Genomic DNA, 22,432 nt, shown 5'->3' on the forward strand with positions numbered 1-22,432 from the left:
GCCCCGCCCCCACCCGGTGGCCCCCACCCACTCGGGGTCCCCCCGCCCACCCCGCGCGCGGCGGGGCGCGCGCGCGCACGTGGCCCCCCCCCGCGCCCGGAGCCCCGCCACTCCGGGTCCGGGTGGCCCGCCGCCGCGCGCGGCGGCCGGCCACCCGGGGGGCCGGGGTCCGGAACGCCGCGGGTGACGAGACGGTTCGGGCGGCGGAGCGCCGGGACCTCAGCCGGCGAGCGCCGCCGCGACGGTGTCGGCGATCGGGGTGGTCGGCCGGCCGATGAGCGCCTTCAGGTCGCCCGGCGTGTCGGCCAGCGCCCCGGCCGCGATGCCGCGGTCGACGTCGACGAGCACGTCGGCGAACGCGTCGGGCACGCCCCCCGCGACCAGGGCCGCGCGGTGCTCCTCCGCGGACACGTTCCGGTACACGATCTCCTTGCCGGACGCCCGGGAGATCTCCCCGGCGAGGTCGCCGAGGGTCCACGCGACGTCCCCGGCGAGTTCGTAGATCCGGTTGTCGTGACCCGTCCCCGTCAGCACGGCGACCGCCGCCGCCGCGTAGTCCGCGCGGGTGGCGCTGCCGATCCGGCCGTCGCCGGCGCCGCCGATGACGGCGCCGGTCTCGACGGCGTGGACGATCGCCGGAACGTATATCTCGCTGTACCAGTTGTTGCGCAGGAGCGTGTACGTCAGCCCCGTCTCACGGATGATCTCCTCGGTCGCCTTGTGCTCGGCGGCCAGTCCGAGGACCGACGTGTCCGCGTGCGGCGCGCTGGTGTAGACGACGTGCGGGATGCCGGCGCCCTGGGCCGCCTGGATCGCCGCGGCGTGTTGCGGTACACGCCGCCCGACCTCGCTGCCGGAGATGAGCAGGAGCCGGGTCCCGCCCTCGAACGCGGGCCGCAGCGTCTCGGGACGGTCGTAGTCGGCCTCCCGGACCTGCACGCCGCGCGCGCCGAGGTCGGCGGCCTTCTCCGGGCTGCGCACGGCGGCCACCACCTGGTCCGCGGGCACCTTCTCCAGCAGCCCGTCGATCACCAGACGGCCGAGCTGGCCGGTGGCGCCGGTAACGATGATCATAAGAGTCTCCAGCTTCGAACGGCCTCGGCGGCAGCGCCCCGAGGTGAGCACACGCCGACCGTAGTACTAACTTTTCGACAGTGCAATCTAAGAGTGAGTACACGATCAATGGGTAGTGCGGTGGAGAAGTATGCTGACGCCATGGACAGCCGCGCGACCAACGGATCGCCGACCCCGGCCTGCGACGGCGAAGCGGTCCGCGACGCCTACGGCGACGTCGTCTTCGACGTGTTCGCCGGCCGGTGCACCTCCCGCGAGGCGCTCGGGCACATCACCGGGCGCTGGGGGATCCTCGCGCTGGGCGCGTTGAGCGAGGGCACGTACCGGTTCAACGCGCTGCGCCGCCGGGTCGACGGCGTGAGCGAGAAGATGCTCGCGCAGACCCTCCAGGCGCTCGAACGCGACGGCTTCGTGCTCAGGAAGGCCGAGCCGACCATCCCACCGCGCGTGGAGTACAGCCTCACCCCGCTCGGCCGCCAGGCCGCCGAACGCCTCCTGGGCGTCATCGAGTGGCTGGAGGCCAGCATGCCCGAGGTCACGGCGGCCCGGGCGCGCTACGACGAGGCGAAGGCCGACGAGAAGGGGCCATGACGGAGAGTCCGATGACGCGGCCGGGCGCCGGGCGGACGCGGCGCCGCGGCGCCGCACTGGAAGAGGCGATCCTGGGCGCCGCGGTGGACGAGCTCACCGAGTCCGGATACGCCGGGTTGACCATGGACAAGGTCGCCGCGCGGGCCGGCACGAACAAGAACGCCATCTACCGCCGCTGGCCGAACCGTCTCGCGCTCGGCATCGCCGCCTACCGGCGGCTGACCACGACGGCCGCCATCCCCGACACCGGTGGCCTGCGCGGCGACGCCCTGGAGTACCTCCGCCGGGCGAACCGCCACTGGAGCTCTCCCCTCGGCGCGATCCTGCGGGAGCTGCTCGCCGCGGCGGGCGGAGCGTCGGAGGTCCTGGCGCAGCTGCAGGACCAGTCCGGTGACGCCGTCGCCGCCCCCTGGCTGACCATCCTCGGACGCGCGGTCGCACGCGGTGAGGCGGGCCCCGAGGCCCTTCATCCACGGGTCGCCACCGTGGCCATCGTCCTGCTGCGCAACGAGTTCGTCGTGCGCGGGGTCCCGACCGCACCCGACGACGTCCTCATCGAGATCGTCGATGAGGTGTACCTGCCCCTGGTGCGGCGGCGGGGTCCGGTCCCGGACCGATCTCCCGGCGGCGCGGCGATCAGCCGCCGTCCGGACGGGTGATCGCGGGCACCAGCCGGTAGTCGCGCTGGAAGACGAGGTTGTGCAGGTCCGCCGCCGCGATGGCGCGCAGCGTGCCCACCTCCGCGGCGGCCTGCTCGTCGGTGAAGACGTTGAGCGGCCATTCGCCCACCGTCGCGCCGCGCAGGTGCGGATGGTGGAAACCTCGCTCGAAGTGGGCGTTCAGCGTGATCGGGCGGACGCCCGCCGCGCGCTGCTCCGGCCAGGACAGGGTCCATGAGGCGGTCAGCCCGCCGTCCTCGGTCCGCCGCAGTCCGCTCTCGTCGATCAGCCCCGTCCCCTGCAACAGGCCCTCGTCGATCTCGGTCAGCACCCGGCGGGCGTACTGGGCGAGCAGCACGACCGTGTCGGCGAACCGCTCCTCCTTGTCCGCCCGCGCCTCCACGCCACCGTGGGTGCCGTCCCGCAGGTCCTCGAAGTGCCGCCGCAGCGCGGGCAGTGTCGGGTTGTCCCCGTGCGCGGTCGATGACTCGCTCATACGTTCATTCTGCGCCGTGACGCCCCGACCGGGGCGTCACGGCGCGGGCGTACGCGCGGGGCGACGGAGGCGGGTCAGGAGCCGGCCGCGGCGAGCGTGGCGTTGACCAGGTCGCGGGCCTCCTCCTGGACGCGGGCGAGGTGGTCCGGGCCCTGGAAGGACTCGGCGTAGATCTTGTACACGTCTTCGGTGCCGGACGGCCGGGCGGCGAACCAGGCGTTCTCGGTGCAGACCTTCACGCCGCCCAACGGCGCGCCGTTGCCCGGGGCCTCGGTGAGCACCGCGGTGATCGGCTCACCGGCGAGCGTGTCCGCGGTGATCTGCTCGGCGGACAGCTTCTTGAGGACCGCCTTCTCCGCGCGGGACGCGGGCGCGTCGACGCGCGCGTACGCGGGGTCGCCGTACCGCGCGACCAGCGCGGCGTGGTTCTCGCTGGGGGAGCGGCCGGTGACCGCGGTGATCTCCGAGGCCAGCAGGGCGAGGAGGATGCCGTCCTTGTCGGTGGTCCACACCGAGCCGTCGCGGCGCAGGAACGAGGCGCCCGCGCTCTCCTCGCCGCCGAACCCGAGCGAGCCGTCCAGCAGACCGGGCACGAACCACTTGAACCCGACCGGGACCTCCACGAGACGGCGGCCGAGTCCGGCCGCGACCCTGTCGATCATGCTGCTGCTGACGAGGGTCTTGCCCACTCCCGCGTCACCGGGCCACTCGGGCCGGTGGGCGTACAGGTAGGAGATGGCGGCCGCGAGGAAGTGGTTGGGGTTCATCAGGCCGCCGTCCGGCGTGACGATGCCGTGCCGGTCGGCGTCCGCGTCGTTGCCCGTGGAGACCGCGAACTCGTCCTTGCGCGCGATGAGCGACGCCATCGCGTACGGCGACGAGCAGTCCATCCGGATCTTGCCGTCCCAGTCCAGCGTCATGAACCGCCAGGTCGGGTCGGTGTGCGGGTTGACGACGGTGAGGTCGAGCCGGTGGCGGTCGGCGATCTCGCCCCAGTACGCCACACTCGCGCCGCCGAGCGGGTCCGCGCCGATCCGTACGCCCGCCTCGCGGACGGCGTCCAGGTCGAGGACGGAGGGCAGGTCGTCCACGTACGCGCCGAGGAAGTCGTAGCGGCCGGTCGTGTCCGCCGCGAGCGCGCGGGCGTACGGGATGCGCTTGACCTCTTTCAGGTCCTCGGCGATCAGCGCGTTCGCCCGGTCCTGGATCCACGAGGTCGCGTCGGTGTCGGCCGGACCGCCGGACGGCGGGTTGTACTTGAAACCGCCGTCGGCGGGCGGGTTGTGCGAGGGCGTGACGACCACGCCGTCCGCGAGACCGGACTCGCGACCGCGGTTGTAGGTGAGGATGGCGTGCGAGACGGCCGGCGTCGGCGTGTAGCCGTCCCGGCTGTCGATCAGGACCCGTACGCCGTTGGCGGCGAAGACCTCCAGCGCCGACACCCGCGCGGGCTCCGACAGGGCGTGCGTGTCGATCCCCAGGAACAGCGGACCGTCGACCCCCTGGTCCGCGCGGTACTCGCAGATGGCCTGGCTGGTCGCCAGGATGTGCGCCTCGTTGAAGGCGGTGTTCAGCGCCGATCCGCGATGCCCCGACGTGCCGAAGGCCACGCGCTGCTCGACCCGCGCGGGGTCGGGCTGGTACGCGTAGTAGGCCGTCACCAGTCGCGCGACGTCCACCAGGTCTTCCGGCTGCGCGGGCCGCCCCGCACGCTCATGCGCCATCGGATGCTCCTTCGGCCCTCACGGGCCGTCGACGTTCGATTCCTTACGCCAGTCTGTCCCAGCGCGGGAGAGGTACTCGATCCGCCCTACGGCGAGCGAACCGGCCGCGGCGTGCCGCCGGATCGGGGGTCATGCCCGGCGTCCGCCGCCGGCCGTGGCGACGGCACGGCCGAGGGAGTCGGCGCTCCGGGCCAGCAGCGGCCCGGCGACCGCGAGGATCAGGACGTACGCAGCGGCGAGTGGCCCGAGGCGCGGGTTCGTGCCCGCGCCGACCGCCAGGCCCGCGACGACGATGCTGAACTCCCCACGGGGGACGAGCGCGGTCCCGGCCCGCAGCCGGCCCGCCGGCCCCACTCCCGCCCGGCGGGCCGCCACCCACCCGGTGGCGAGCTTGGTCACCACGCCGACGACCGCCAGCAGAGCCGCGATGCCGGCCACCGGCGGCAGGTCCGCAGGGTCGGTGTGCAGGCCGAAGAAAACGAAGAACACCGCCGCGAACAGGTCCCGGAGCGGACTGAGCAACTGCCGGGCGTCGTGCGCGAGCGGACCGGACAGCGCGATGCCGACGAGGAACGCCCCCACGGCGGCCGACACCTGCAGCTGCTGGGCGAGCCCGGCCACCAGGACGGTGAGACCGAGAACCTTCAGCAGGAGCACCTCACGGCTGGGGCTGGCCACGAAGCGCTGCACGACGTCGCCGTGGCGCAGCGCGACGAACAGGATCAGGCCGATGGTGACCGCGGCGGCCAGGAGGGCGAACAGACCGCCGAGCAGCCCGGCCCCGGCCAGCAGCGCCGTGAGGATCGGCAGGTACGCGGCCATGGTCAGGTCCTCGAAGACCAGCACGGACAGCACGCTGGGAGTCTCGCGGTTCCCGAGCCGGCCCAGGTCGCCCATCACCTTCGCGGTGATCCCGGAGGAGGTGACGTACGTGATGCCGCCCAGCGCCACCGCCGCGACCGGACCCCAGCCGAGCAGGAGAGCGGTGGCGACGCCCGGCACGGCGTTCAGCGCCAGGTCGGACAGGCCGACCGGAGCCGAGGTCCGCATCGTGGTCACCAGTTCGTCGGCCGTGTACTCCAGGCCGAGGGTGAACAACAGCAGGATCACGCCCACCTCGGCGCCGACCGAGACGAAGTCCTCGCTGGTCGTGAGCGGGAGGACGCCACCGGATCCGAACGCCAGCCCGGCCAGGAGGTACAGCGGGATCGGCGAGACGGAGAACCGGACCGCGACCGCGCCGAGCAGGCCGAGGCCCAGGATGATGGCGCCGAGTTCGATCAGTTGGGTCGTCGAATGCATGGGCGGCTACCGCGTGCCGAGCAGCGCGGCGACCGCCGCGGTGCCGTCGGCGGTGCCGACCACGAGGACGATGTCGCCCGTCTGGAAGACGAAGTCCGGGCGCGGGCTGGCGACCACGCCGCCGCCGCGGACGACGGCCACGATGGACGCGCCCGTACGGGTGCGGGCGCGGGTGTCGCCGAGCGGCCGCCCGTCGTACGGCGAGCCGGCGACGATCGGGACCTGCCGGCTGACCAGGCCCTCGACGTGGCGGTGCAGTTCGGCCAGGCGTTCGACGACGCGGGCGGTGCCGATGAGTTCGGCGACCGCCCCGGCCTCCTCGGAGGTCAGCACGATCGTCGTGGCCGCGCTGTCGGGGTCGTCCTGGTCGAAGACGACCACGTCGCGCCGGCCGCTGTGGTGGGAGACGATCCCGACACGTCGGCCGCGCTCGGTCGTGAACACGTGTTGCAGGCCGATTCCGGGCAGGGAGCAGCGTTCGATCTCCACGGGAGTCCTCTCAGGCTCGTCGATCGGAGTGGGGGTCACTGGTCGAAGGCCGCGTAGACCATCGCCAGCACGTTCGCGGTGATCAGCACGGCCAGCGCCGGCAGACCGAGCCGCGCGTTGTCGCGGCGGAACATCGAGGCGATCAGGAGCACCCCGCCGCCCACGAGGACGGCGATGGCGAGGAAGAGGTAGGTCACGGTCGTTTCTCCACGTCAGGGCGCCGGCGTCGGACACCGGCGGCCCACGGGACGGCGGCACGCGCACGCCTCCCGCGGACAGGGCACGGTCGGGAACGGACGCGCCGTCACGCGGCGGGACACACCCGCGTTCCGGGAAGCGGCGGGACACTTCCGCGTTCCGGGAGGCGGACATCCGGCCACGCGAGTCGTCATGCGGCAGGGCACGTCCGTGTTCCGGGGCAGTGGACACCCGGGTACGCGCGCCGACGACCGGTGGCGCGGTTCGCGACCGTCCGGCTACGCCGACGCGTACGGGAGAAGGCGCGGAGGCGCCCGGCCGCGCCGCGTCGACCGGTCGCCCGCCGGCGTACGGGAGGAGGTGCGGTGCGGCCCTCGCCACCAGACGGGCAGTCCCGCCGAGGTCGAGATGCCCTCGGGGCCGACGGCCCGCAGCGGCGTCTTGCCGACCTGCCGGTGCTCGTCGAGCCGGGGCAGATGCCGGCCGTGCTCGGCCGCCGGGATCGCGCCCGCGGACGGCGCGGTCGCCGCCACCGCGGCGGTCAGGCGATCGGCGCCCTGGGAGGAGGCGGCGGCGCCGAGCCCGCCGCCGATGCCGAGCAACAGCAGCAGTGAGACGAGGATCGCCGGAACCCGCCGGCGCGCCCGCTCACCGGACACCGTCACCCTCCCCACCTGGCCGAGACGATTCACGTCACCTCGACCCTACCGGCAAACCGCCGGTGCGGCCGTGGTCACGGGTCCGCGCGCAGCGGGGGAGGATGGAGCGTGACGACCAGATCGCTGAGCGGTGTGAAGGTCGCCTTATCCTGGTCGTTCGGACGTAACCTCACGGTAGTGTTCCTCAGTGGCCGACGAGCGAGGTGGACCGGGATGAGCGCCCCCGCCCTCTTCTCCCACCCTGCGCTGCTGTACCACGGCGAACGGGAGTACCTCGCCGGGACACTGCCCTTCGTGCGGAGCGGCCTCGAGGTCGGCGAGCCGGTGGCGATCGCCGTTCCGGGGCGCCGGCTGGCGCTGCTGCGCGCGCGGCTGGGCGCCGCGGCCGGGCTGGTGCGCTTCGTCGACATGAGCGTGGCCGGACGGAACCCGGGCCGGATCATCCCCGGTGTTCTGCGGCGTTTCGTCGACGCGTACCCCGGACGGCGGGTGCGGATCATCGGCGAGCCCATCTGGCGCGGCCGCTCGGCGACGGAGTATCCCGCCTGCGCCCAGCACGAGGCCCTGATCAACGTGGCCTTCGCCGGGCGCGCGGTGACGATCCTGTGCCCGTACGACGCGGCGGAGCTCGACCGGCGGACGCTGGCGGACGCGGCCCTGACCCACCCGGCCCTCATCGAGCGCGGCGTCGAGCGCGTCAGTCCCGACTTCGATCCAGAGAAGGTCATCGAGGTGTACAACGACCTGGGCCCGGAGCCCGTGGACACGGTGGCCCTCGAGTTCGGCGCGGACGGCCTGGGCGAGGTACGCACCTTCGCCATGGCGGAGGCGGCCCTGCGCGGTCTGGGCGGCGACCGGCTGCTCGATCTCGAGCTCGCGGTCAACGAGCTGGCCGCCAACTCCATCGTGCACGGCGGCGGTGGCGGCACGCTGCGGGTGTGGTCCCGGCCGGGGCACGTCGTGTGCGAGGTCAGCGACTCCGGCCGGCTCGCCGACCCGCTGGCCGGGCGGCGGCCGGTGGGCCCCAACGCCCATGGCGGGCGCGGCCTCCTGCTGGTCAATCAGGTCGCCGACCTGGTCCGCATCTCCCGCGCCGCCGAGGGCACCCGCGTCCAGGCCCACTTCGCCCTGGACCGCTGAGCCCGCAGCCTCGAGGGACCGCCGCACGGCCGGACCATCCCCGCGGGCGCATCCGTCGGCCGGCCGCGCGCAGGGGCACGCCCCTGCCGTGATGGGCGATCGGGATCGTCTCCCGATCGCCCTCCCGGATTCGCCTGAGCCGGGATCGCCGGTCCGACCCGGTCCCTCGCGTGAAGACCGAGTCAGGTGACTGGCGATAAATGCGCCATCGCATTCCGAATCGACCGCAATGCGCGGTCTCTTCAACTGTGCCGGTGACGCTGGGTAGCGTCAAGAGCGCAAATGGTAAACAATCGTTTAGCGCGCCTATTCCGCCGAATCTGGGGTGCACCGCCCAGCGGCGGCGTCATGTCACTTCCGGTCGCGGCCGAGCGCCTTCCGGACCACGTCCCGTGTCCGGTCGGCGGCGGAGGCGAACGTGCCGATGAGGATGTTCTTGGCGGCGGACTCCACGCCCGGGTGCGGGTGCGTCGGCGCCATGGCCTCGGCGGCCTTGATCGCCGCGGCGAGTCCGCGAAGCTCGGTGCCGCCCATCTCGCGCAACCGGGTGAACTCCTCGTGCTCCTCGCGCTCGGCGTGCTCGAGGACGGACTTGCGGAACTCGGCGAACAGCGGTTCGAAGCCGGCCGCCGAGGTGCCCATCTTCTCCAGGGCCTGCAGGACGCGCTTGCCCTCGTTCTCCTCCTCCAGCCGGGCGTCGATGATCCGGTCGCCGTCGGGGATGACCCGGCGGGCCAAGGGGTGCACGACCTCCTCTTCGGCCGTCTCGTGCACCGCCAGGAACCGGCAGAGCTTCTCGAACGCGTCCTCGCGGGCGTGGCCCGTGCTCCGGTCGACCTCTTCGAAGAGGCGGCGGATCTCCTCGTGCTGGTGGATCAGCAGATCGACCGCGTCCTTCTCCGGCATCGTCTCAGGTCGCTGAGTCATCTCGCGGTACCTTCCCCCCTGTGTCTCCCCGTATGTGCCTATTGCGACATTTCCGGTGCCGACCTGGTTAAACGCGCCGCCCGGCCGTCCGGCGAACGCGCGAGGGCCGGTACGGGACTCGTCGGGAAGCGGCCGGCCCGGCCGACTTTCTCGGATCATGTGGCCGACGCGACCCTGGTTTTGATCGACGATCTCTAGCCTGATTCCCGGAGTGGTCACGGACGGTGGCATCCGTCCGCGGGGCCGTCGTCCGACTCGGGAGGGGCGCCATGCCCGGCACGATCAGGCAGGTCGAGAGCGGGCGGCCGTGGCTCCGTGGCTGACGGCGGCGGGCGCGGCCCTCGCCGCGCTTCTGCTGGCCGACATGCTGAGCGCCGGACTGAGCCGGTACGCGCTGCGGCGCGGGATCGTCGACCGGCCGGGCGTCCGCAAGGCCCATGACCGGCCGACCCCGTACCTGGGCGGCGTCGCGATCGCGGTGGCCGCCCTGGCGGCGGGAACGGTGTCGATCCCCTACTGGGACCGGAGGATCACGGTCCTCGTCGTGGCCGCCGTCGTCGTCGCGCTGGTCGGGCTGCTCGACGACCTCAGACCGACGCACCCGGTGTTCCGGCTGGTCGTGGAGGTCGTCGCCGCCACGGCGGTCGTCCTGGCCGGGGGACGCATCGGCGTCTTCGGGCACTGGCTGGACCCCGTGGTGACGGTCGCGTGGATCGTGGTGCTCGCCAACTCCTTCAACCTCCTGGACAACATGGACGGGACGGCCGCGACGGTGGCCGTCGCGGGCGGCTGCCTCATCGCCGGCGCGGCCTACCTCGAGGGCCAGCGCGGCCTGGCGCTGCTGCTGATCACGCTGTCCGCCGGCTGCCTGGGGTTCCTCGTGCACAACTGGGCGCCCGCGCGGATGTTCATGGGCGACGCCGGCTCGCTGTTCATCGGCTTCCTCCTGGCGGCCGCGGCCGTGCTGGTCCGGGTTCCGGGCGGCGCGACCGCCAGGCTCGCCGAGCTTCTCCTGTTCACCTTCGTCGCCACCGTGGACACCTTGGTCGTCGTCATCGCGCGCCCGCGCGCGGGTCTGTCCTGCTTCACCGCCGGCACCGACCACGCGGCGCACCGGCTGCGGGCGATGGGACTCACCGTTCCGCAGGTCGCCCTGACCCTGTGCGCCGCCGCGGGCCTCGCCGGGCTCTTCGGCGTGGGCGTCGCCGCCGCACGGCTGCCCGGCGTCCTCACCCTGGCGGCGGCCGCCACCGGGGCCGCCGCGCTGGTCCTCCTGTTGATCAAGGTTCCGGTGTACGCGGCCGCGCCGGCCGAGGAACCGGCCACCGCCGACGTCCTGCCGTTGACGGTCCGGCCCGCGCCCGAGCCGCGGCACGGCGATCTCCCGCCGCGGAACGTGCCGACGTCGGACCGGGGATCGGTCCTGCACCTCGACGAGTGGCGAAGATGAGCGAGCCACCGCCGATGAGGAGTTCGCCGGGCGGGTCGCCGCGGCCGCCGGAGGCCGTCCGTCGTGGCGGCCGGCTCAGTGCGGGTTGCCGGCGAGGAGCTCGCTGAGCAGGTCGTCGAGGCTGACGATGCCGATGAACGGATTCTCCGGCGTCGCGACGAGCGCGAGCTGCGCGCGGGCCCGCCGCAGCGTGCTGACCGCGGCCAGCACCGTCGTGTCCGGGGGAAGGGACGGGACCGGGTAGGTCATTTCGCCGGCGGTCCGGCCGTCGGCGCCGTGGGGGAGGGCGTCCCGTACGTGCAGGAGCCCGTGGATGCGGGCGCGGCCGTCCCGGACGAGCAGCCGGGTGTGCCCGCTCGCCGCGGCGGCCCTCCTGATCTCCTCCGGGTCGGCGTCGGCGGGGACCGCGGTGACCCGCTCGGCGGGCACGACCAGGTGGTCGATGCCCGCGTTCCGGGTGGTGATGGCCCGGCCCAGCAGGTCGTGCTCGGCGTTGTCGATCAACCCCAAGCGGCGCGACTCGCCGATCAGGTGGGACAGCCGCTGCGGGTCGGCCGGTGCCTCCGCCTCCGCGCGTGGCCCTACGCCACAGAGCCGGAGCAGACCGTTGGTGATCCCGTTGAGGACGGTCAGGAGTGGGCGCGACAGCCGGGCGAACCCGCGGAACGGGATCGCGAGGAGCAGGGCCGAGCGTTCGGGGTGGGCGATCGCCCAGGACTTCGGCGCCATCTCCCCGGCCACCATGTGCAGGAAGGTCACCACGCCCAGCGCCAGGGTGAACGCCACGGCGTGCCCGACGGCCGCCGGGGCGCCGACGGCCGCCAGCGGCGCGTCCAGCAGGCCCTCGAAGGCCGGTTCGGTGACGACTCCGAGCCCCAGCGAGCACATGGTGATGCCCAGTTGCGCCCCGGCCAGCATCAGCGACAGCTCGTCGATCCCGGCGACGGCGGCCCGCGCGGCGGTGCCGCCGCGCGCCGCCGCCCGCTCCAGGCGCGGGCGTTTCGCGGCGACGAGGGCGAACTCCGAGGCGACGAAGAAGGCGTTGCCGGCCAGGAGCAGGAGCGTGACCAGGGCGGAGGTCAGCGGGTTCACGAGAACGCCCCTCGGGACTCTCCGGTCGCGGCGGTGGCGAGGGGAAGCGCGTGCAGCCGCACGGTCCGGGCCACGCGCCGGCGGACGGCGAGGACCTCGATCGCGGCGTGCCCCGGCGGGCCGTACTCGGGGTCGAGCTCGACCTCGATCCGGTCACCCGCTCGCGGCAGGCGGTGCAGCCGTGTCATGACGAGCCCGCTGAGGCTGTCGTACGCGGCGTCGACGGGCAGTGCCAGTCCCGTGAGGTCCCGGACCTGCGCGATCCGGATGCCGGCGTTCAGCACCCAGACGCCCTCGCCACGGGTGGGATCCGCCTCGGCCGCGTCGTTCTCGTCGGCGATCTCGCCGACGAGCTCCTCGGCGATGTCCTCGAACGTGAGGATCCCGGCCAGGCCCCCGTACTCGTCGACGACGGCGGCGAACTCCTGACCCGCCTCGCGCATCCGGGCCGTGACCGCCTGCAGTTCGAGGGTGTCCGGGACGAGCAGCGCGGGGCGCATCACCGCGTCCACGGTCCGGTCGCCGCCGGGGGAGCCGGTGCCGGGTGAGCCGGCGCCGGATGCGCGGGAGGCGCCGGCGCCGTCCCTGCGGGACGGCCCGGGCGTGTTCGTGACGTCGAGCGCGGCCAGCTCGCGCACCCCGACGACGCCGATGACGTCGTCGATGTCCCGTCCCCACACCGGATAGTCGGTGTGGCCCGCGCGGGTCACCAGGTCGGTCAGCTCCGCCACGGTCGTGGCCCGGGGAACGGCGACGACGTCGGGACGGGGCACCATGACCTCGGCCGCCGTACGCTCCCGGAAGGTCAGCGCACGCTGGAGCAGGTCGGACAGGTCCGGCGGGAGATGGCCCGCGCGGCGGGACTCGCCGATGATGTCGCCGAGCTCCTCCAGGGTCGCGCCGTGGTGCAGCTCCTCCACCGGCTCCACGCCGAACAGCCGCACGAGCCGGGCGGCCGCCGTGTCGAAGAACCTGATCACCGGGCCCGCCACCGTCAGGTACGCCAGGGTCGAGGCGGCGAGTGCCTTGGCGACCGGCTCGGCGCGGGCCAGTGACAGGTTCTTGGGCAGCAGCTCGCCGAGCACCATCTGGACCACGGTCGCCAGCAGGAACCCGGCGACGACCGCGACGCCGTCGGCCTGGCCTCCGGACAGGCCCGCGTGCTCGAGCAGCGGGGCGATCAACCGGGACGTGGCGGGCTCGGCGATGAAGCCGACGACCAGCGCGGTCACCGTGATCCCCAGCTGCGCGCCGGACAGCATGAACGACAGCCGGCTCGTCACGTCCAGGGCCCGCCGGGCCCTTCCGTCTCCGCGTTCGGCCTGCGCGGCGAGCGTGGCGCGGTCGGCGGCGACGAAGGCGAACTCCTGGGCGACGAAGTACCCGGTCGCGGCCGTCAGCACCAGGATCGCGGCGACACCGGCGAGGGCGCTCACCATCGCGGTGCCCTCGCCTCAGGACTGGAAGGGTCCGACGTCGCGGACACCCACATCCCCCCTCTTCCTCGGTCGTATAGCGGCAACGACGCGCGCCCGCCCCGGTGTTCCCGGCTGGCTCGCCGAACGCCCTGCCCGCGCTCGCGTTCCTTATCCCTCTTCCTGGAGCGCGTCCGGCGTGGCATCGTCCTCCCTAGGGGAGAAACCTGCCCGTTTCGGGGCTTGTGAGCTGCTCGGGCCCGAGTGGTCCGGACCACTCGGACTCGGTACCAACACGCGCATGTAACGAGCCGGAAACGTGTTCGACATCTGCTTGACACGCCTTCTCGCGTGGTGGCAATTTGAACGATCAAATCGCCCCGGGTCACCAGAAATATCGCGAAACGCGAGGGAGAGGGATGAACGGTCGAGACGCGAACGGAGTGACGATCTCCGATGTCGCCGCGGCCGCCGGTGTCTCCCGTCAGACGGTCTCCAACGTGCTGAACCGTCCCGCGCGCGTGGCGCCGGACACCGCCACCCGCGTACGGCGGGCGATCGAGGAGCTCGGCTACCGGCCGAACCGCGCCGCGCAGAACCTCCGGGAACGTGCCAGCCGGTGCCTCGGCCTGAAGATCCCCGCGCCGATCGGCGTGAGCAACTTCCTCGACCGCTTCCTCTACTCGCTGACCGCGGCGGCCGGGGCCGCCGGCTACCACCTGCTGCTGTTCGCCCCGACGGCCGTGGACGAGGAACTCGCGACCTACGAGGACCTGATCCGCACCGGCACCGTCGACGGGTTCGTCCTGGCCGACGTGTCCGCGCGGGACCGGCGGCTCCCGTGGTTCGCCGAGCGCAGCATCCCCTTCGTGTGCTTCGGCCGGCCCTGGGGCCAGGAGGACGGCCCGTACACCTGGGTGGACGTGGACGGGGCGTACGGCATCGAGCAGGGGGTCGAGCACCTGATCGGCCGGGGCCATCGGCGCATCGCCTACCTCGGCTGGCCCGAGGGCACCGGGTTCGGCGACGAGCGGCGGAGGGGCTGGCTGCGGGCCATGGGCCGGCACGGCCTGGAGACCGACGGACTGATCGGCGTGTGCGGTGAGGGCGTCGCGGTCGCCGTCGCGGCGGCCGAGCGCATGCTGGCGCGGCCCGAGCCGCCGACCGCGTTCGTGTGCGGCAGCGACACGCACGCCGTCGGGGCCAGGCTCGCCGGTGGCCTGGACGCGGACGGCCGTCCGCGCGTCGGCGTGGTGGGCTTCGATGACTCACCCGCCGCGTCTTTGATCTCGCCCCGGATGTCGAGCATCCGGCAACCGCTCGACGAGGTGGCGCGACGCGTCGTCAGTCTGCTGACGGCGCGGGTGCAGGGCAGTGATTCCCCGCCCGAGGGGGTGATGTTGCGCCCAGAGCTCGTGGCACGGGAGTGACGAGGGCCGGGGATCCGACCCGGCAGCAGTACCGAACAATCCCTCAGGATGGAGTAAAGGTGGCATCCGTTTCGAGAATGACCCGCTTCGCGGTCATCGCGGCGAGCGTCGCCGTGGTCGCCGCCGCGTGTGGCGGCAGCAAGAGCGACGACAGCAAGGGCGGGTCGAGCGACTCCGGCGCGCTGAGCGGCCGTGGGCCGATCACGCTGGCGACCGGTAAGGACACGTCGGGCAACCTGCAGAACCTGGTCAACACCTGGAACCAGCAGCACCCGAAGGAGCAGGCTCGGATCATCGAGCTGCCGGAGGACGCCGACGCGCAGCGGCAGCAGATGGTGCAGAACGCCCAGACCAAGTCCAACGCGTACAGCGTGCTGAACCTGGACGTGGTGTGGACGGCGGAGTTCGCCGCGAACCAGTGGATCGCGCAGCTTCCGAAGGACCAGTTCGACCTGACGAAGTTCCTGCCCTCGGCGACCAAGACCGGTGAGTACCGGAACAACCTGTACGCCGCGCCGTGGAAGACCGACTCCGGTCTGCTCTACTACAACAAGGACCTGCTGGACAAGGCGGGCATCACCGCGCCGCCGAAGACCTGGGCGGAGATGCAGCAGGACTGCGCCAAGATCAAGGGCGCCAGCTGCTACGCCGGCCAGTTCGAGAAGTACGAGGGCCTCACGGTCAACTTCTCCGAGGCGGTCGAGAGCGCCGGCGGCGTCGTCGTCGACGACTCGGGCAAGCCGAACGTCAACACCCCGCAGGCCAAGCAGGGCCTGGACTTCCTCGTCAACGGCTTCAAGAACGGGATGATCCCCAAGGAGGCCATCAGCTACAAGGAGGAGGAGTCCCGGCGCGCCTTTGAGAAGGGCAACCTGGTCTTCTACCGCCAGTGGCCGTACGCCTACGCCCTGTCGAACAAGAAGGGCGACTCGAAGGTCGTCGACAAGTTCGCCGTCGCCCCGCTGCCGGGTCTGAACGGTCCGGGCGCGCCGACCCTGGGCGGCCACAACCTGGCGATCTCCAAGTTCGCCCAGAACAAGGCCACGGCGCTGGACTTCATCAAGTACCTGACCAGCGAGCAGACCGAGCGCGCCAACCTCATCAACTCCTCGGAGGCGCCGACCCTGGCGTCGCTGTACTCCGACCCGGAGCTGCAGAAGAAGTTCCCCTACCTGACGACCCTCAAGGCTTCCCTCGACAACGCCAAGCCCCGGCCGCAGGCCGTGCGGTACGGCGACGTGACCGCCGCGATCCAGGAGGCCGCCTACGCGGCGCTCACCGGCAAGTCGACCTCCGACCAGGCGCTGGCCGACCTGCAGAACAAGCTTGGACAGCTGATCACGCCGTAGCCGCGTCCCGTGGCGGGACGCCCGTCGTCCCGCCACGGGCCCCCAGGAGGGCTCCATGACTACTACGACCGCCGAACCGGGAACCGTCGCCCCGGTAAAGCAGAAAAAGAAGAGCGACGTCCAGGGCTCGGGTCGCCTGGCCGCCATTCTGCTCTCGCCGACCTTCCTCGTCCTCGCCCTCGTGGTCGGCTACCCGATCGTCGACGCGCTCCGTGAGTCGCTGTACCAGCGCAGCAACGGGCTGGACGCCAACGGGTTCGTCGTCAAGGGCGACAAGTTCGTCGGGCTGAAGAACTACACCGACATCTTGACCGGCGACAGCTCGCACGCGTTCTGGAACGCGTTCTACAACACCACCTTCTTCACCGTCGTCGGCGTCATCATCGAGACGATTCTCGGCGTGGCGATGGCGTTGGTCATGCACCAGGCCTTCCGCGGCCGGGGCTTCGTCCGGGCGAGCATTCTGGTGCCCTGGGCGATCCCGACCGCGGTGTCCGCGCTGCTGTGGCGCTGGGTCTTCCAGGCCGACGGCGTGGCCAACGCGATCATCGGCCACCAGGTGCTGTGGACCACGGAGGGCTTCCACGCGAAGGTCGCCGTACTCATCGCCGACACGTGGAAGACCGCGCCGTTCGTCGGCCTGCTCGTCCTCGCCGGCCTCCAGCTGATCCCGGCCGAGGTCTACGAGGCCGCGAAGGTGGACGGGGCCGGCACGTGGTACACGTTCCGCAAGATCACGCTGCCGCTGATCAAGCCGGTGCTGCTCGTCGCCGTGCTGTTCCGGCTGCTCGACGTGCTGCGGTTCTTCGACCTGCCGTTCGTGCTCATCGGCGCGCACAAGGACTCGGTGAACACCCTGTCCATGCTCGCCTACGACGAGGCGACCAACCTGCGGTACGGTCCCGCGGCCGCCTACGCCACGATCCTGTTCGTCTACGTCGCGGTCGTCGCGTACGCCTTCGTCAAGCTGCTCGGCGCCGACATCATCGGCGACGCGCGGGCGCGTAAGAAGTCCGCGGCCGCCAAGCGTGCCAAGAAGGGCTCGCGGCCCACCCGGGAGGCAACGGCATGACCGCCATTTCCACCTCGAAGTCCGGGGCCAAGGAGCGCCGGAGCTTCAGCGCGGGCAGGGCGCTCTCGTACCTCGGCATGATCGTGGTGGCGCTCTACTGCCTGGCGCCGTTCTACTGGATGGTCGTCTCGGCCTTCCGGCGGCCGGAGGATCAGTTCGACAACTCGCCGATCCCCTCGCCGATCTCGATCAAGAACTTCACGGCGGTGTTCAAGCACGACGTGGGGTTCCAGCGGGCGCTGCTGAACAGCGTCGTCGTGGCGGGCGTGACGACGGTGCTCACGCTCGTCGTCGGCACCTTCACGGCGTACGCGCTGGCGCGGCTGGACTTCAAGTTCAAGAACGTGGTGCTCGGCATCATCGTGGCGACCTCGATGTTCCCGACGATTTCCCTGATCGTTCCGCTGCTGCACCTGTTCACGAACATCAGCTGGATCAACACTTACCAGTCGATGATCATCCCAAACCTGTCGTTCGTGCTGCCGCTGGCGGTGTGGAACCTCAACGCGTTCTTCCGGCAGATGCCGTTCGAACTGGAGTACGCGGCCATGGTCGACGGGTGCACCCGCGGCCAGGCCTTCCGAAAGATCATCGTTCCGCTCGCGGCGCCGGGTGTCTTCACCACCGCGATCATCGCGTTCATCGCCGCGTGGAACGAGTTCATGATCGCCCTGAGCATGGTGAACAAGAAGGAGATGCAGACGGCCACCGTGTCGATCTCCAAGTTCACCGGGGCGTACGGTTTCGACCAGCCGTTCGGCACGCAGATGGCGGCCGGCGTCCTCGTGACCGTACCGCTCGTCATCGTCGTGCTGCTCCTGCAGCGCCGCATCATCGCCGGCCTCACCGCCGGTGGCGTGAAGTAGGGCACGACACCCTCCCCGACCCCCCTGAAGGGAAACAGTGCACGTCAACGCCCCCTGGTGGCGCAGCGCCGTCATCTACCAGATCTACATTCGCAGCTTCGCCGACGCGAACGGTGACGGGATCGGTGACATCGCCGGGATTCGATCCCGGCTGCCGTACCTGCGCGACCTCGGCGTCGACGCCGTCTGGATCACGCCGTGGTACCCCTCTCCGATGGCGGACGGGGGCTACGACGTGGCGGACTACACCGATATCGATCCGATGTTCGGCACTCTGGCCGACGCGGACGCCCTGATCCGTGACGCGCACGACCACGGCATCCGGGTGATCATCGACATCGTTCCCAATCACACCTCCGACCGGCACAAGTGGTTCCAGGCCGCGCTCGCGGCCGGCCCGGGCAGCCCCGAACGCGACCGGTACGTCTTCCGGACCGGTCGCGGAGCCGACGGCGAGCTGCCGCCGAACGACTGGCGCAGCACGTTCGGCGGCAGTGCCTGGACCCGGCTGCCGGACGGAGAGTGGTACTTGCACCTGTTCGCCCCCGAGCAGCCGGACCTGAACTGGGAGAATCCCGAGGTCCGCGCCGAGTTCGAACAGGTGCTGGCGTTCTGGTTCGACCGCGGTGTCGACGGCTTCCGCATCGACGTCGCGCACGGCATGATCAAGCAGGACGGCCTGCCGGACCTCGGCGGCGAGGCGGAGGACGTCCTGGAGCCGAGCATGCGGCTCGACCACCCGCACTGGGACCGCGACGGGGTCCACGAGATCTACCGCGGCTGGCGGCGGGTGGCCGACCGCTACGAGGGCGACCGTACGTTCGTCGCCGAGGCGTGGGTGGCGACTCCGGAGCGGCTGGCGCGCTACCTGCGCTCCGACGAGTTGCACACCGCGTTCAACTTCGACTACCTGCGCGCCTCGTGGGACGCCGCGAGCCTGCGCGAGGTGATCGACGCGAGCCTGGGCGCGTTCGCCCTGGAGAACGCCCCGGCCACCTGGGTCCTGTCCAACCACGACGTGGTCCGCCACGTCACGCGGTACGGCCGGACCAACACCGGCGGCCGTGGCCCGCAGCACGACGTCGAGGAGCCCGTCGACCTGGAGCTCGGCACCCGCCGGGCCCGGGCGGCGGCGCTGCTCATGCTGGCCCTGCCCGGCGGCGCGTACGTCTACCAGGGCGAGGAGCTCGGCCTCCCGGAGGTCGAGGACCTGCCCGAGTCCGCCCTGCAGGACCCGGTTTGGGAACGTTCCGGGCACACGTCCCGTGGCCGGGACGGCTGCCGAGTGCCGCTTCCGTGGTCCGGTGACACCGCGCCGTACGGATTCGGTCCGGACGGGAGCACGCCCTGGCTGCCGCAGCCGGAGTCCTGGAAGGGGCTCACGGCCGACGCGGAGGCCGGGGACCCGGCGTCCACGCTGGAGCTGTACCGCGCCGCGCTGCGGCTCCGGCACGAGCACGCGGCCCTGGGCGACGGCGACCTGACCTGGGACGACGACGCGCCCGAAGGGGTGCTGCGGTTCACCCGCGCACCGGGCTTCGCCTGCGTCGTCAACCTGTCCGGGGTGCCGCAGGAGCTGCCCGCCGACGCCGAGGTCCTGCTGGCCAGCGGCCCGCTCGACGGCGGGTTGCTGCCCACGGAAACGGCCGCCTGGCTCGCGGTCTCCGACTGATGACGCGGCCCGCCGTCCGGAGGTGTCGCCGACCGCGGCACCCCGGACGGCGGGCCGTCTTCGTCCCTCGGGGTGTCCGGTGACAGAGATCCGCCGGACGCCTTCAGGGCACCTGAACGCTCGGGGGAAGATCCACGAGAGGTGATGCGCATGAGAGGCCACGCCCTACGACCCGTACCCGCGGTCGCGGTCGCACTGGTCCTGACCGCCGGTACCGTCGCCGCGCGGCCGGCCCCGGCCCGCGCCGCGACCGGCCCCGCGGTCTCCGCCGCCCCGGCCGAGCTGTCGGAGACGACCCGGCTGCCGGATCGGCGGTCGGTCGTGATCGGGGACCGGTTCTACTCGGTGTCCACCGAGGACGGGCTGTACCCGGCGGCGGGCTGGCACACGACCGGGGAGATGGGCGGGATCTGGACCCCGCCCCTCAAGCTGCTCGACGGCGTCTGGTTCGGCCTGGACGGCGCGTGGCTCGGCAAGCAGGCCGCCGCCCAGCGGTTCACCGCCGGGCAGGGGTACACCCGGATCGCCTACACGGCCGCGAACGGCGTGCGCGCCGAGCGTACGGACGTCGCGCCCGACGGCGTACGCGCCGGCCTCATCGGCATCACCCTCGGCTCCGACTCCCGCAAGACCGTACGCCTCGACGTGGACGCGCACTCGGAGCTGATGACCGCCTACCCGTGGGGCTCGACGAGCCCTGACCAGCAGGCGATGAACCTCCCGGACACCGGGGCGTACGACAAGGGGTCGCTGGTCTTCCGCGAGCAGGGCACCCCGAACGTCCCGAACGCGACGCGGCACGACTACGCCGCGCTCGTCGCCGCCGACCGCACGCCGGTCGCGCACCAGCTCGGTCCCGACCACCGGGGGCCGCAGGATCCGGCCGTCGTCTGCCCCGCGACCGGCGACCAGCCCAAACGCTGCGACGACACGGCGTTCGGCAAGGGCACGGGCGGGCGGCTCTCCTACGACGTGACCGTCCCGGCGGGCGGCAAGGCCACCGTCTGGATCGCCGTCGCCGGCTCCGACCACGGCCTCTCCGAGGCGAACGGCGCGCTGCGCACCGCGCTGCGCGACCCGGCCGGCCTGCTGGCCCGCAAGGTCGCCGCGCGCCGCGCCGTCGCCGCGAACACCGTCGTCGACCTGCCCGGCGACCGGCTCCTGCAGCAGAGCGTCGAGTGGAGCAAGCAGAACCTCGCCGACTCCGTGCAGGAGGCCCGCGACCTGAAGCTGCGGGTCACTCATGAGGGCAAGGAGTACCCGGCGCCCAAGGGCACCGTCGCCAAGGCCCGCTGGCTCGGCGCCGGCTGGCCGGACTACCCGTGGCTGTTCGGCACCGACGGGGAGTACACCGCCTACGCGACCGTGGCGGCCGGGCAGTTCTCCGCGATCGAGGACCATCTGCGGGCCGTCCGCGACACCAGCGACATCGTCAACGACCGCAGCGGCAAGGTGATCCACGAGGTCGTCTCGGACGGCTCGGTCTACTTCGGCGCGAACGGCGAGGCCGGCAACACCGACGAGACCGCGAAGTTCCCCAGCGCGGTCGCGCTGGTGTGGCGCTGGACCGGTGACCGGGCGTTCCTCGACTCGATGTACGACTTCGCCAAGCGCAACATGCACTACATCGTGGAGAAGCTGGACGCCGACGGCGACGGCTGGCCCGAGGGGTCCGGGAACGTCGAGCGTGCCGGCATGGGCGTCGAGAAGCTGGACAACGCCGTGTACACCATCCGCGGTCTGCGGGACCTGGCCGACCTGGCCACCGCCGAGGGCGACGGCGCCACCGCCGCATGGGCGGGCGGGCGCGCCGATGCGATGGAGAAGAAGTTCGAGGGCGCCTGGTGGTACGGCGGCGACACCGCCCAGTACGCCGACTCCATCGACAAGGCCGACGACCCGGCCAACGACAACACGAAGATCTTCCAGCGGCACTGGATCGGCGTGACCCCGATGGACGCCGAACTCGTCCGCCCCGGCCAGGTCACCCGTCCGCTCGCCGACGACCAGCGCGCACGGGCGGCGCTGGCCCGGCGTGAGCAGTCCTGCTACACCGGCACCACCGGGCTCTACCACACGGGCACCGGCCCGACCTCGGCCGACGGCGGGAACAAGGGACCGTCCTGTGACGGCGTGGTCTCGTCCGTGCAGAGCGACCGCGAGGTCTTCTCGCTCGGCAACGGGATCATGGCCGTCGCCGAGGGCAACTACGGCCGCCTGGCCCAGCAGCGGACGTACACCACCGACAACGCCCGGATCCAGCTCGACCCGTCGCTGTGGGAGATGCCCGGCGCCATGCCGGAGATCGCGCCGAGCCCGGACTTCGACCCCGCCAACATCGACCGTCCCCTGACCGGACGCTCGATGGTCCTGCAGGCGTGGGGCGCGTACGGCAACCTCTGGCCGGTCGTCCACCAGCAGCTCGGCGTCTCCCCGGACATGGGCCGGGCGCGGCTGGAGGTCGTCCCGCAGGTGCCGCCGGGCCAGACCCGCGTCGCCGGACGCCACATCCGGGTCGGCGGCGGCACGGTCGACGTCACCGCCGAGGCCGCCGGGAAGTCGCTGCGCACCACCGTGACCGGCCGGTCCGCCAAGGCGAGCCTGCTGATCGGCCAGGTTCTGCCGGCCGGCGCGAAGGTCGCCGCGGTGACCCTCGACGGGCGCGCCGTGAAGTACCAGGTCCGCACGACCGCGCGCGGCACCGAGGTCGTGGCCGACGCCGGATCCGCGGGCGGCACCGCCGTGCTCGCCGTCACCCTCCGCTGAACCCGCGACGCCCCGCCCGGCCTTCCGGGCGGGGCGTCCTTTCGCCCTGCCCCGTCCACCC

The 22,432-nt window shown here is 72.3% G+C and carries 20 protein-coding genes; 10 read left to right on the forward strand and 10 right to left on the reverse strand.

Features of this window, described 5'->3' with window-relative positions:
• Positions 1-219 precede the first annotated feature (219 nt).
• Positions 220-1,074: an SDR family oxidoreductase gene (locus AB0L00_RS42390; RefSeq protein ID WP_364443414.1), complete on the reverse strand. Its 855-nt coding sequence runs from the start codon at positions 1,072-1,074 to the stop codon at positions 220-222.
• Positions 1,075-1,215: 141 nt separating this feature from the next.
• Here AB0L00_RS42390 and AB0L00_RS42395 point away from each other — a divergent pair, with 141 nt between their 5' ends.
• Together AB0L00_RS42395 and AB0L00_RS42400 are read left to right on the forward strand one after the other, a co-directional pair.
• Positions 1,216-1,665 (forward strand): helix-turn-helix domain-containing protein, encoded by a 450-nt coding sequence (locus tag AB0L00_RS42395; protein ID WP_345364458.1) that lies wholly within the window; start codon positions 1,216-1,218, stop codon positions 1,663-1,665.
• The gene (locus AB0L00_RS42400) at positions 1,662-2,324 is read left to right on the forward strand and encodes a TetR/AcrR family transcriptional regulator (protein ID WP_364443415.1); all 663 of its coding nucleotides are present in this window, start codon (positions 1,662-1,664) and stop codon (positions 2,322-2,324) included. The genes AB0L00_RS42395 and AB0L00_RS42400 overlap by 4 nt, the downstream gene beginning before the upstream one ends.
• On the opposite strand, the gene AB0L00_RS42405 is transcribed toward AB0L00_RS42400, so the two are convergent.
• The 6 genes from AB0L00_RS42405 to AB0L00_RS42430 all read right to left on the reverse strand — a co-directional run bounded on the left by AB0L00_RS42405 (position 2,302) and on the right by AB0L00_RS42430 (position 7,198).
• Positions 2,302-2,820, reverse strand: a complete 519-nt coding sequence (locus AB0L00_RS42405; protein ID WP_364443416.1) for a hypothetical protein — start codon at positions 2,818-2,820, stop codon at positions 2,302-2,304. The two genes, AB0L00_RS42400 and AB0L00_RS42405, sit on opposite strands and share 23 nt — an antisense overlap.
• Positions 2,821-2,894: 74 nt before the next feature.
• Positions 2,895-4,544, reverse strand: coding sequence for a phosphoglucomutase (alpha-D-glucose-1,6-bisphosphate-dependent) (gene pgm / locus AB0L00_RS42410; RefSeq protein ID WP_364443417.1), 1,650 nt, complete (start codon positions 4,542-4,544; stop codon positions 2,895-2,897).
• A gap of 129 nt (positions 4,545-4,673) precedes the next feature.
• The gene (locus AB0L00_RS42415) at positions 4,674-5,846 is read right to left on the reverse strand and encodes a cation:proton antiporter (RefSeq protein ID WP_364443418.1); all 1,173 of its coding nucleotides are present in this window, start codon (positions 5,844-5,846) and stop codon (positions 4,674-4,676) included.
• Positions 5,847-5,852: 6 nt separating this feature from the next.
• On the reverse strand, positions 5,853-6,335 hold the full coding sequence (locus tag AB0L00_RS42420; protein ID WP_364443419.1) for a TrkA C-terminal domain-containing protein: 483 nt from the start codon (positions 6,333-6,335) through the stop codon (positions 5,853-5,855).
• A 35-nt stretch (positions 6,336-6,370) separates the two neighbouring features.
• A complete protein-coding gene (locus tag AB0L00_RS42425) occupies positions 6,371-6,532 on the reverse strand; it encodes a hypothetical protein (protein ID WP_345364446.1) in 162 nt (53 codons plus the stop codon).
• A 279-nt stretch (positions 6,533-6,811) separates the two neighbouring features.
• Positions 6,812-7,198 carry a hypothetical protein gene (locus AB0L00_RS42430; protein WP_364443421.1) on the reverse strand — a complete coding sequence of 129 codons (387 nt, stop codon included), beginning with the start codon at positions 7,196-7,198 and terminating at the stop codon, positions 6,812-6,814.
• 207 nt (positions 7,199-7,405) lie between these two features.
• Between AB0L00_RS42430 and AB0L00_RS42435 the strand changes: the two genes are divergently transcribed.
• Complete coding sequence (locus tag AB0L00_RS42435; protein WP_364443422.1) at positions 7,406-8,332, forward strand: sensor histidine kinase; 927 nt, start codon at positions 7,406-7,408, stop codon at positions 8,330-8,332.
• Positions 8,333-8,683: 351 nt separating this feature from the next.
• On the opposite strand, the gene AB0L00_RS42440 is transcribed toward AB0L00_RS42435, so the two are convergent.
• Complete coding sequence (locus AB0L00_RS42440) at positions 8,684-9,259, reverse strand: hemerythrin domain-containing protein (protein WP_364443423.1); 576 nt, start codon at positions 9,257-9,259, stop codon at positions 8,684-8,686.
• A gap of 307 nt (positions 9,260-9,566) precedes the next feature.
• Here AB0L00_RS42440 and AB0L00_RS42445 point away from each other — a divergent pair, with 307 nt between their 5' ends.
• Complete coding sequence (locus tag AB0L00_RS42445) at positions 9,567-10,709, forward strand: MraY family glycosyltransferase (RefSeq protein ID WP_364443424.1); 1,143 nt, start codon at positions 9,567-9,569, stop codon at positions 10,707-10,709.
• A gap of 75 nt (positions 10,710-10,784) precedes the next feature.
• On the opposite strand, the gene AB0L00_RS42450 is transcribed toward AB0L00_RS42445, so the two are convergent.
• The gene (locus AB0L00_RS42450; protein WP_364443426.1) at positions 10,785-11,801 is read right to left on the reverse strand and encodes a hemolysin family protein; all 1,017 of its coding nucleotides are present in this window, start codon (positions 11,799-11,801) and stop codon (positions 10,785-10,787) included.
• Complete coding sequence (locus AB0L00_RS42455) at positions 11,798-13,240, reverse strand: hemolysin family protein (protein WP_364443427.1); 1,443 nt, start codon at positions 13,238-13,240, stop codon at positions 11,798-11,800. Before AB0L00_RS42455 ends, AB0L00_RS42450 begins: the two co-directional genes overlap by 4 nt.
• Positions 13,241-13,635: 395 nt before the next feature.
• Between AB0L00_RS42455 and AB0L00_RS42460 the strand changes: the two genes are divergently transcribed.
• From AB0L00_RS42460 to AB0L00_RS42485, 6 genes are all read left to right on the forward strand, one after another.
• Entirely contained in the window at positions 13,636-14,646 is a 1,011-nt protein-coding gene (locus AB0L00_RS42460) for a LacI family DNA-binding transcriptional regulator (RefSeq protein WP_345364427.1), read from the forward strand.
• Positions 14,647-14,723: 77 nt separating this feature from the next.
• Positions 14,724-15,995 (forward strand): ABC transporter substrate-binding protein, encoded by a 1,272-nt coding sequence (locus tag AB0L00_RS42465; protein WP_364443428.1) that lies wholly within the window; start codon positions 14,724-14,726, stop codon positions 15,993-15,995.
• Between the two features lie 55 nt (positions 15,996-16,050).
• Complete coding sequence (locus AB0L00_RS42470; RefSeq protein WP_364443430.1) at positions 16,051-17,067, forward strand: sugar ABC transporter permease; 1,017 nt, start codon at positions 16,051-16,053, stop codon at positions 17,065-17,067.
• The gene (locus AB0L00_RS42475; RefSeq protein ID WP_364443431.1) at positions 17,064-17,933 is read left to right on the forward strand and encodes a carbohydrate ABC transporter permease; all 870 of its coding nucleotides are present in this window, start codon (positions 17,064-17,066) and stop codon (positions 17,931-17,933) included. Before AB0L00_RS42470 ends, AB0L00_RS42475 begins: the two co-directional genes overlap by 4 nt.
• Positions 17,934-17,970: 37 nt before the next feature.
• Positions 17,971-19,605: a glycoside hydrolase family 13 protein gene (locus AB0L00_RS42480; RefSeq protein WP_364443432.1), complete on the forward strand. Its 1,635-nt coding sequence runs from the start codon at positions 17,971-17,973 to the stop codon at positions 19,603-19,605.
• A 150-nt stretch (positions 19,606-19,755) separates the two neighbouring features.
• Complete coding sequence (locus AB0L00_RS42485) at positions 19,756-22,371, forward strand: hypothetical protein (RefSeq protein ID WP_364443434.1); 2,616 nt, start codon at positions 19,756-19,758, stop codon at positions 22,369-22,371.
• The last annotated feature ends 61 nt before the right edge of the window (positions 22,372-22,432 follow it).

The organism is Actinoallomurus sp. NPDC052308 (assembly GCF_040679195.1).
In the GTDB taxonomy this organism is placed as follows: domain Bacteria; phylum Actinomycetota; class Actinomycetes; order Streptosporangiales; family Streptosporangiaceae; genus Actinoallomurus; species Actinoallomurus liliacearum.

Coding starts and splice junctions, on each gene's coding strand:
- AB0L00_RS42390 (WP_364443414.1), bottom strand. CDS start 1,074: ATGATCATCGTTACCGGCGCCACCGGCCAGCTCGGCCGTCTGGTGATC.
- AB0L00_RS42395 (WP_345364458.1), top strand. CDS start 1,216: ATGGACAGCCGCGCGACCAACGGATCGCCGACCCCGGCCTGCGACGGC.
- AB0L00_RS42400 (WP_364443415.1), top strand. CDS start 1,662: ATGACGGAGAGTCCGATGACGCGGCCGGGCGCCGGGCGGACGCGGCGC.
- AB0L00_RS42405 (WP_364443416.1), bottom strand. CDS start 2,820: ATGAGCGAGTCATCGACCGCGCACGGGGACAACCCGACACTGCCCGCG.
- pgm (WP_364443417.1), bottom strand. CDS start 4,544: ATGGCGCATGAGCGTGCGGGGCGGCCCGCGCAGCCGGAAGACCTGGTG.
- AB0L00_RS42415 (WP_364443418.1), bottom strand. CDS start 5,846: ATGCATTCGACGACCCAACTGATCGAACTCGGCGCCATCATCCTGGGC.
- AB0L00_RS42435 (WP_364443422.1), top strand. CDS start 7,406: ATGAGCGCCCCCGCCCTCTTCTCCCACCCTGCGCTGCTGTACCACGGC.
- AB0L00_RS42440 (WP_364443423.1), bottom strand. CDS start 9,259: ATGACTCAGCGACCTGAGACGATGCCGGAGAAGGACGCGGTCGATCTG.
- AB0L00_RS42455 (WP_364443427.1), bottom strand. CDS start 13,240: ATGGTGAGCGCCCTCGCCGGTGTCGCCGCGATCCTGGTGCTGACGGCC.
- AB0L00_RS42460 (WP_345364427.1), top strand. CDS start 13,636: ATGAACGGTCGAGACGCGAACGGAGTGACGATCTCCGATGTCGCCGCG.
- AB0L00_RS42465 (WP_364443428.1), top strand. CDS start 14,724: ATGACCCGCTTCGCGGTCATCGCGGCGAGCGTCGCCGTGGTCGCCGCC.
- AB0L00_RS42470 (WP_364443430.1), top strand. CDS start 16,051: ATGACTACTACGACCGCCGAACCGGGAACCGTCGCCCCGGTAAAGCAG.
- AB0L00_RS42475 (WP_364443431.1), top strand. CDS start 17,064: ATGACCGCCATTTCCACCTCGAAGTCCGGGGCCAAGGAGCGCCGGAGC.
- AB0L00_RS42485 (WP_364443434.1), top strand. CDS start 19,756: ATGAGAGGCCACGCCCTACGACCCGTACCCGCGGTCGCGGTCGCACTG.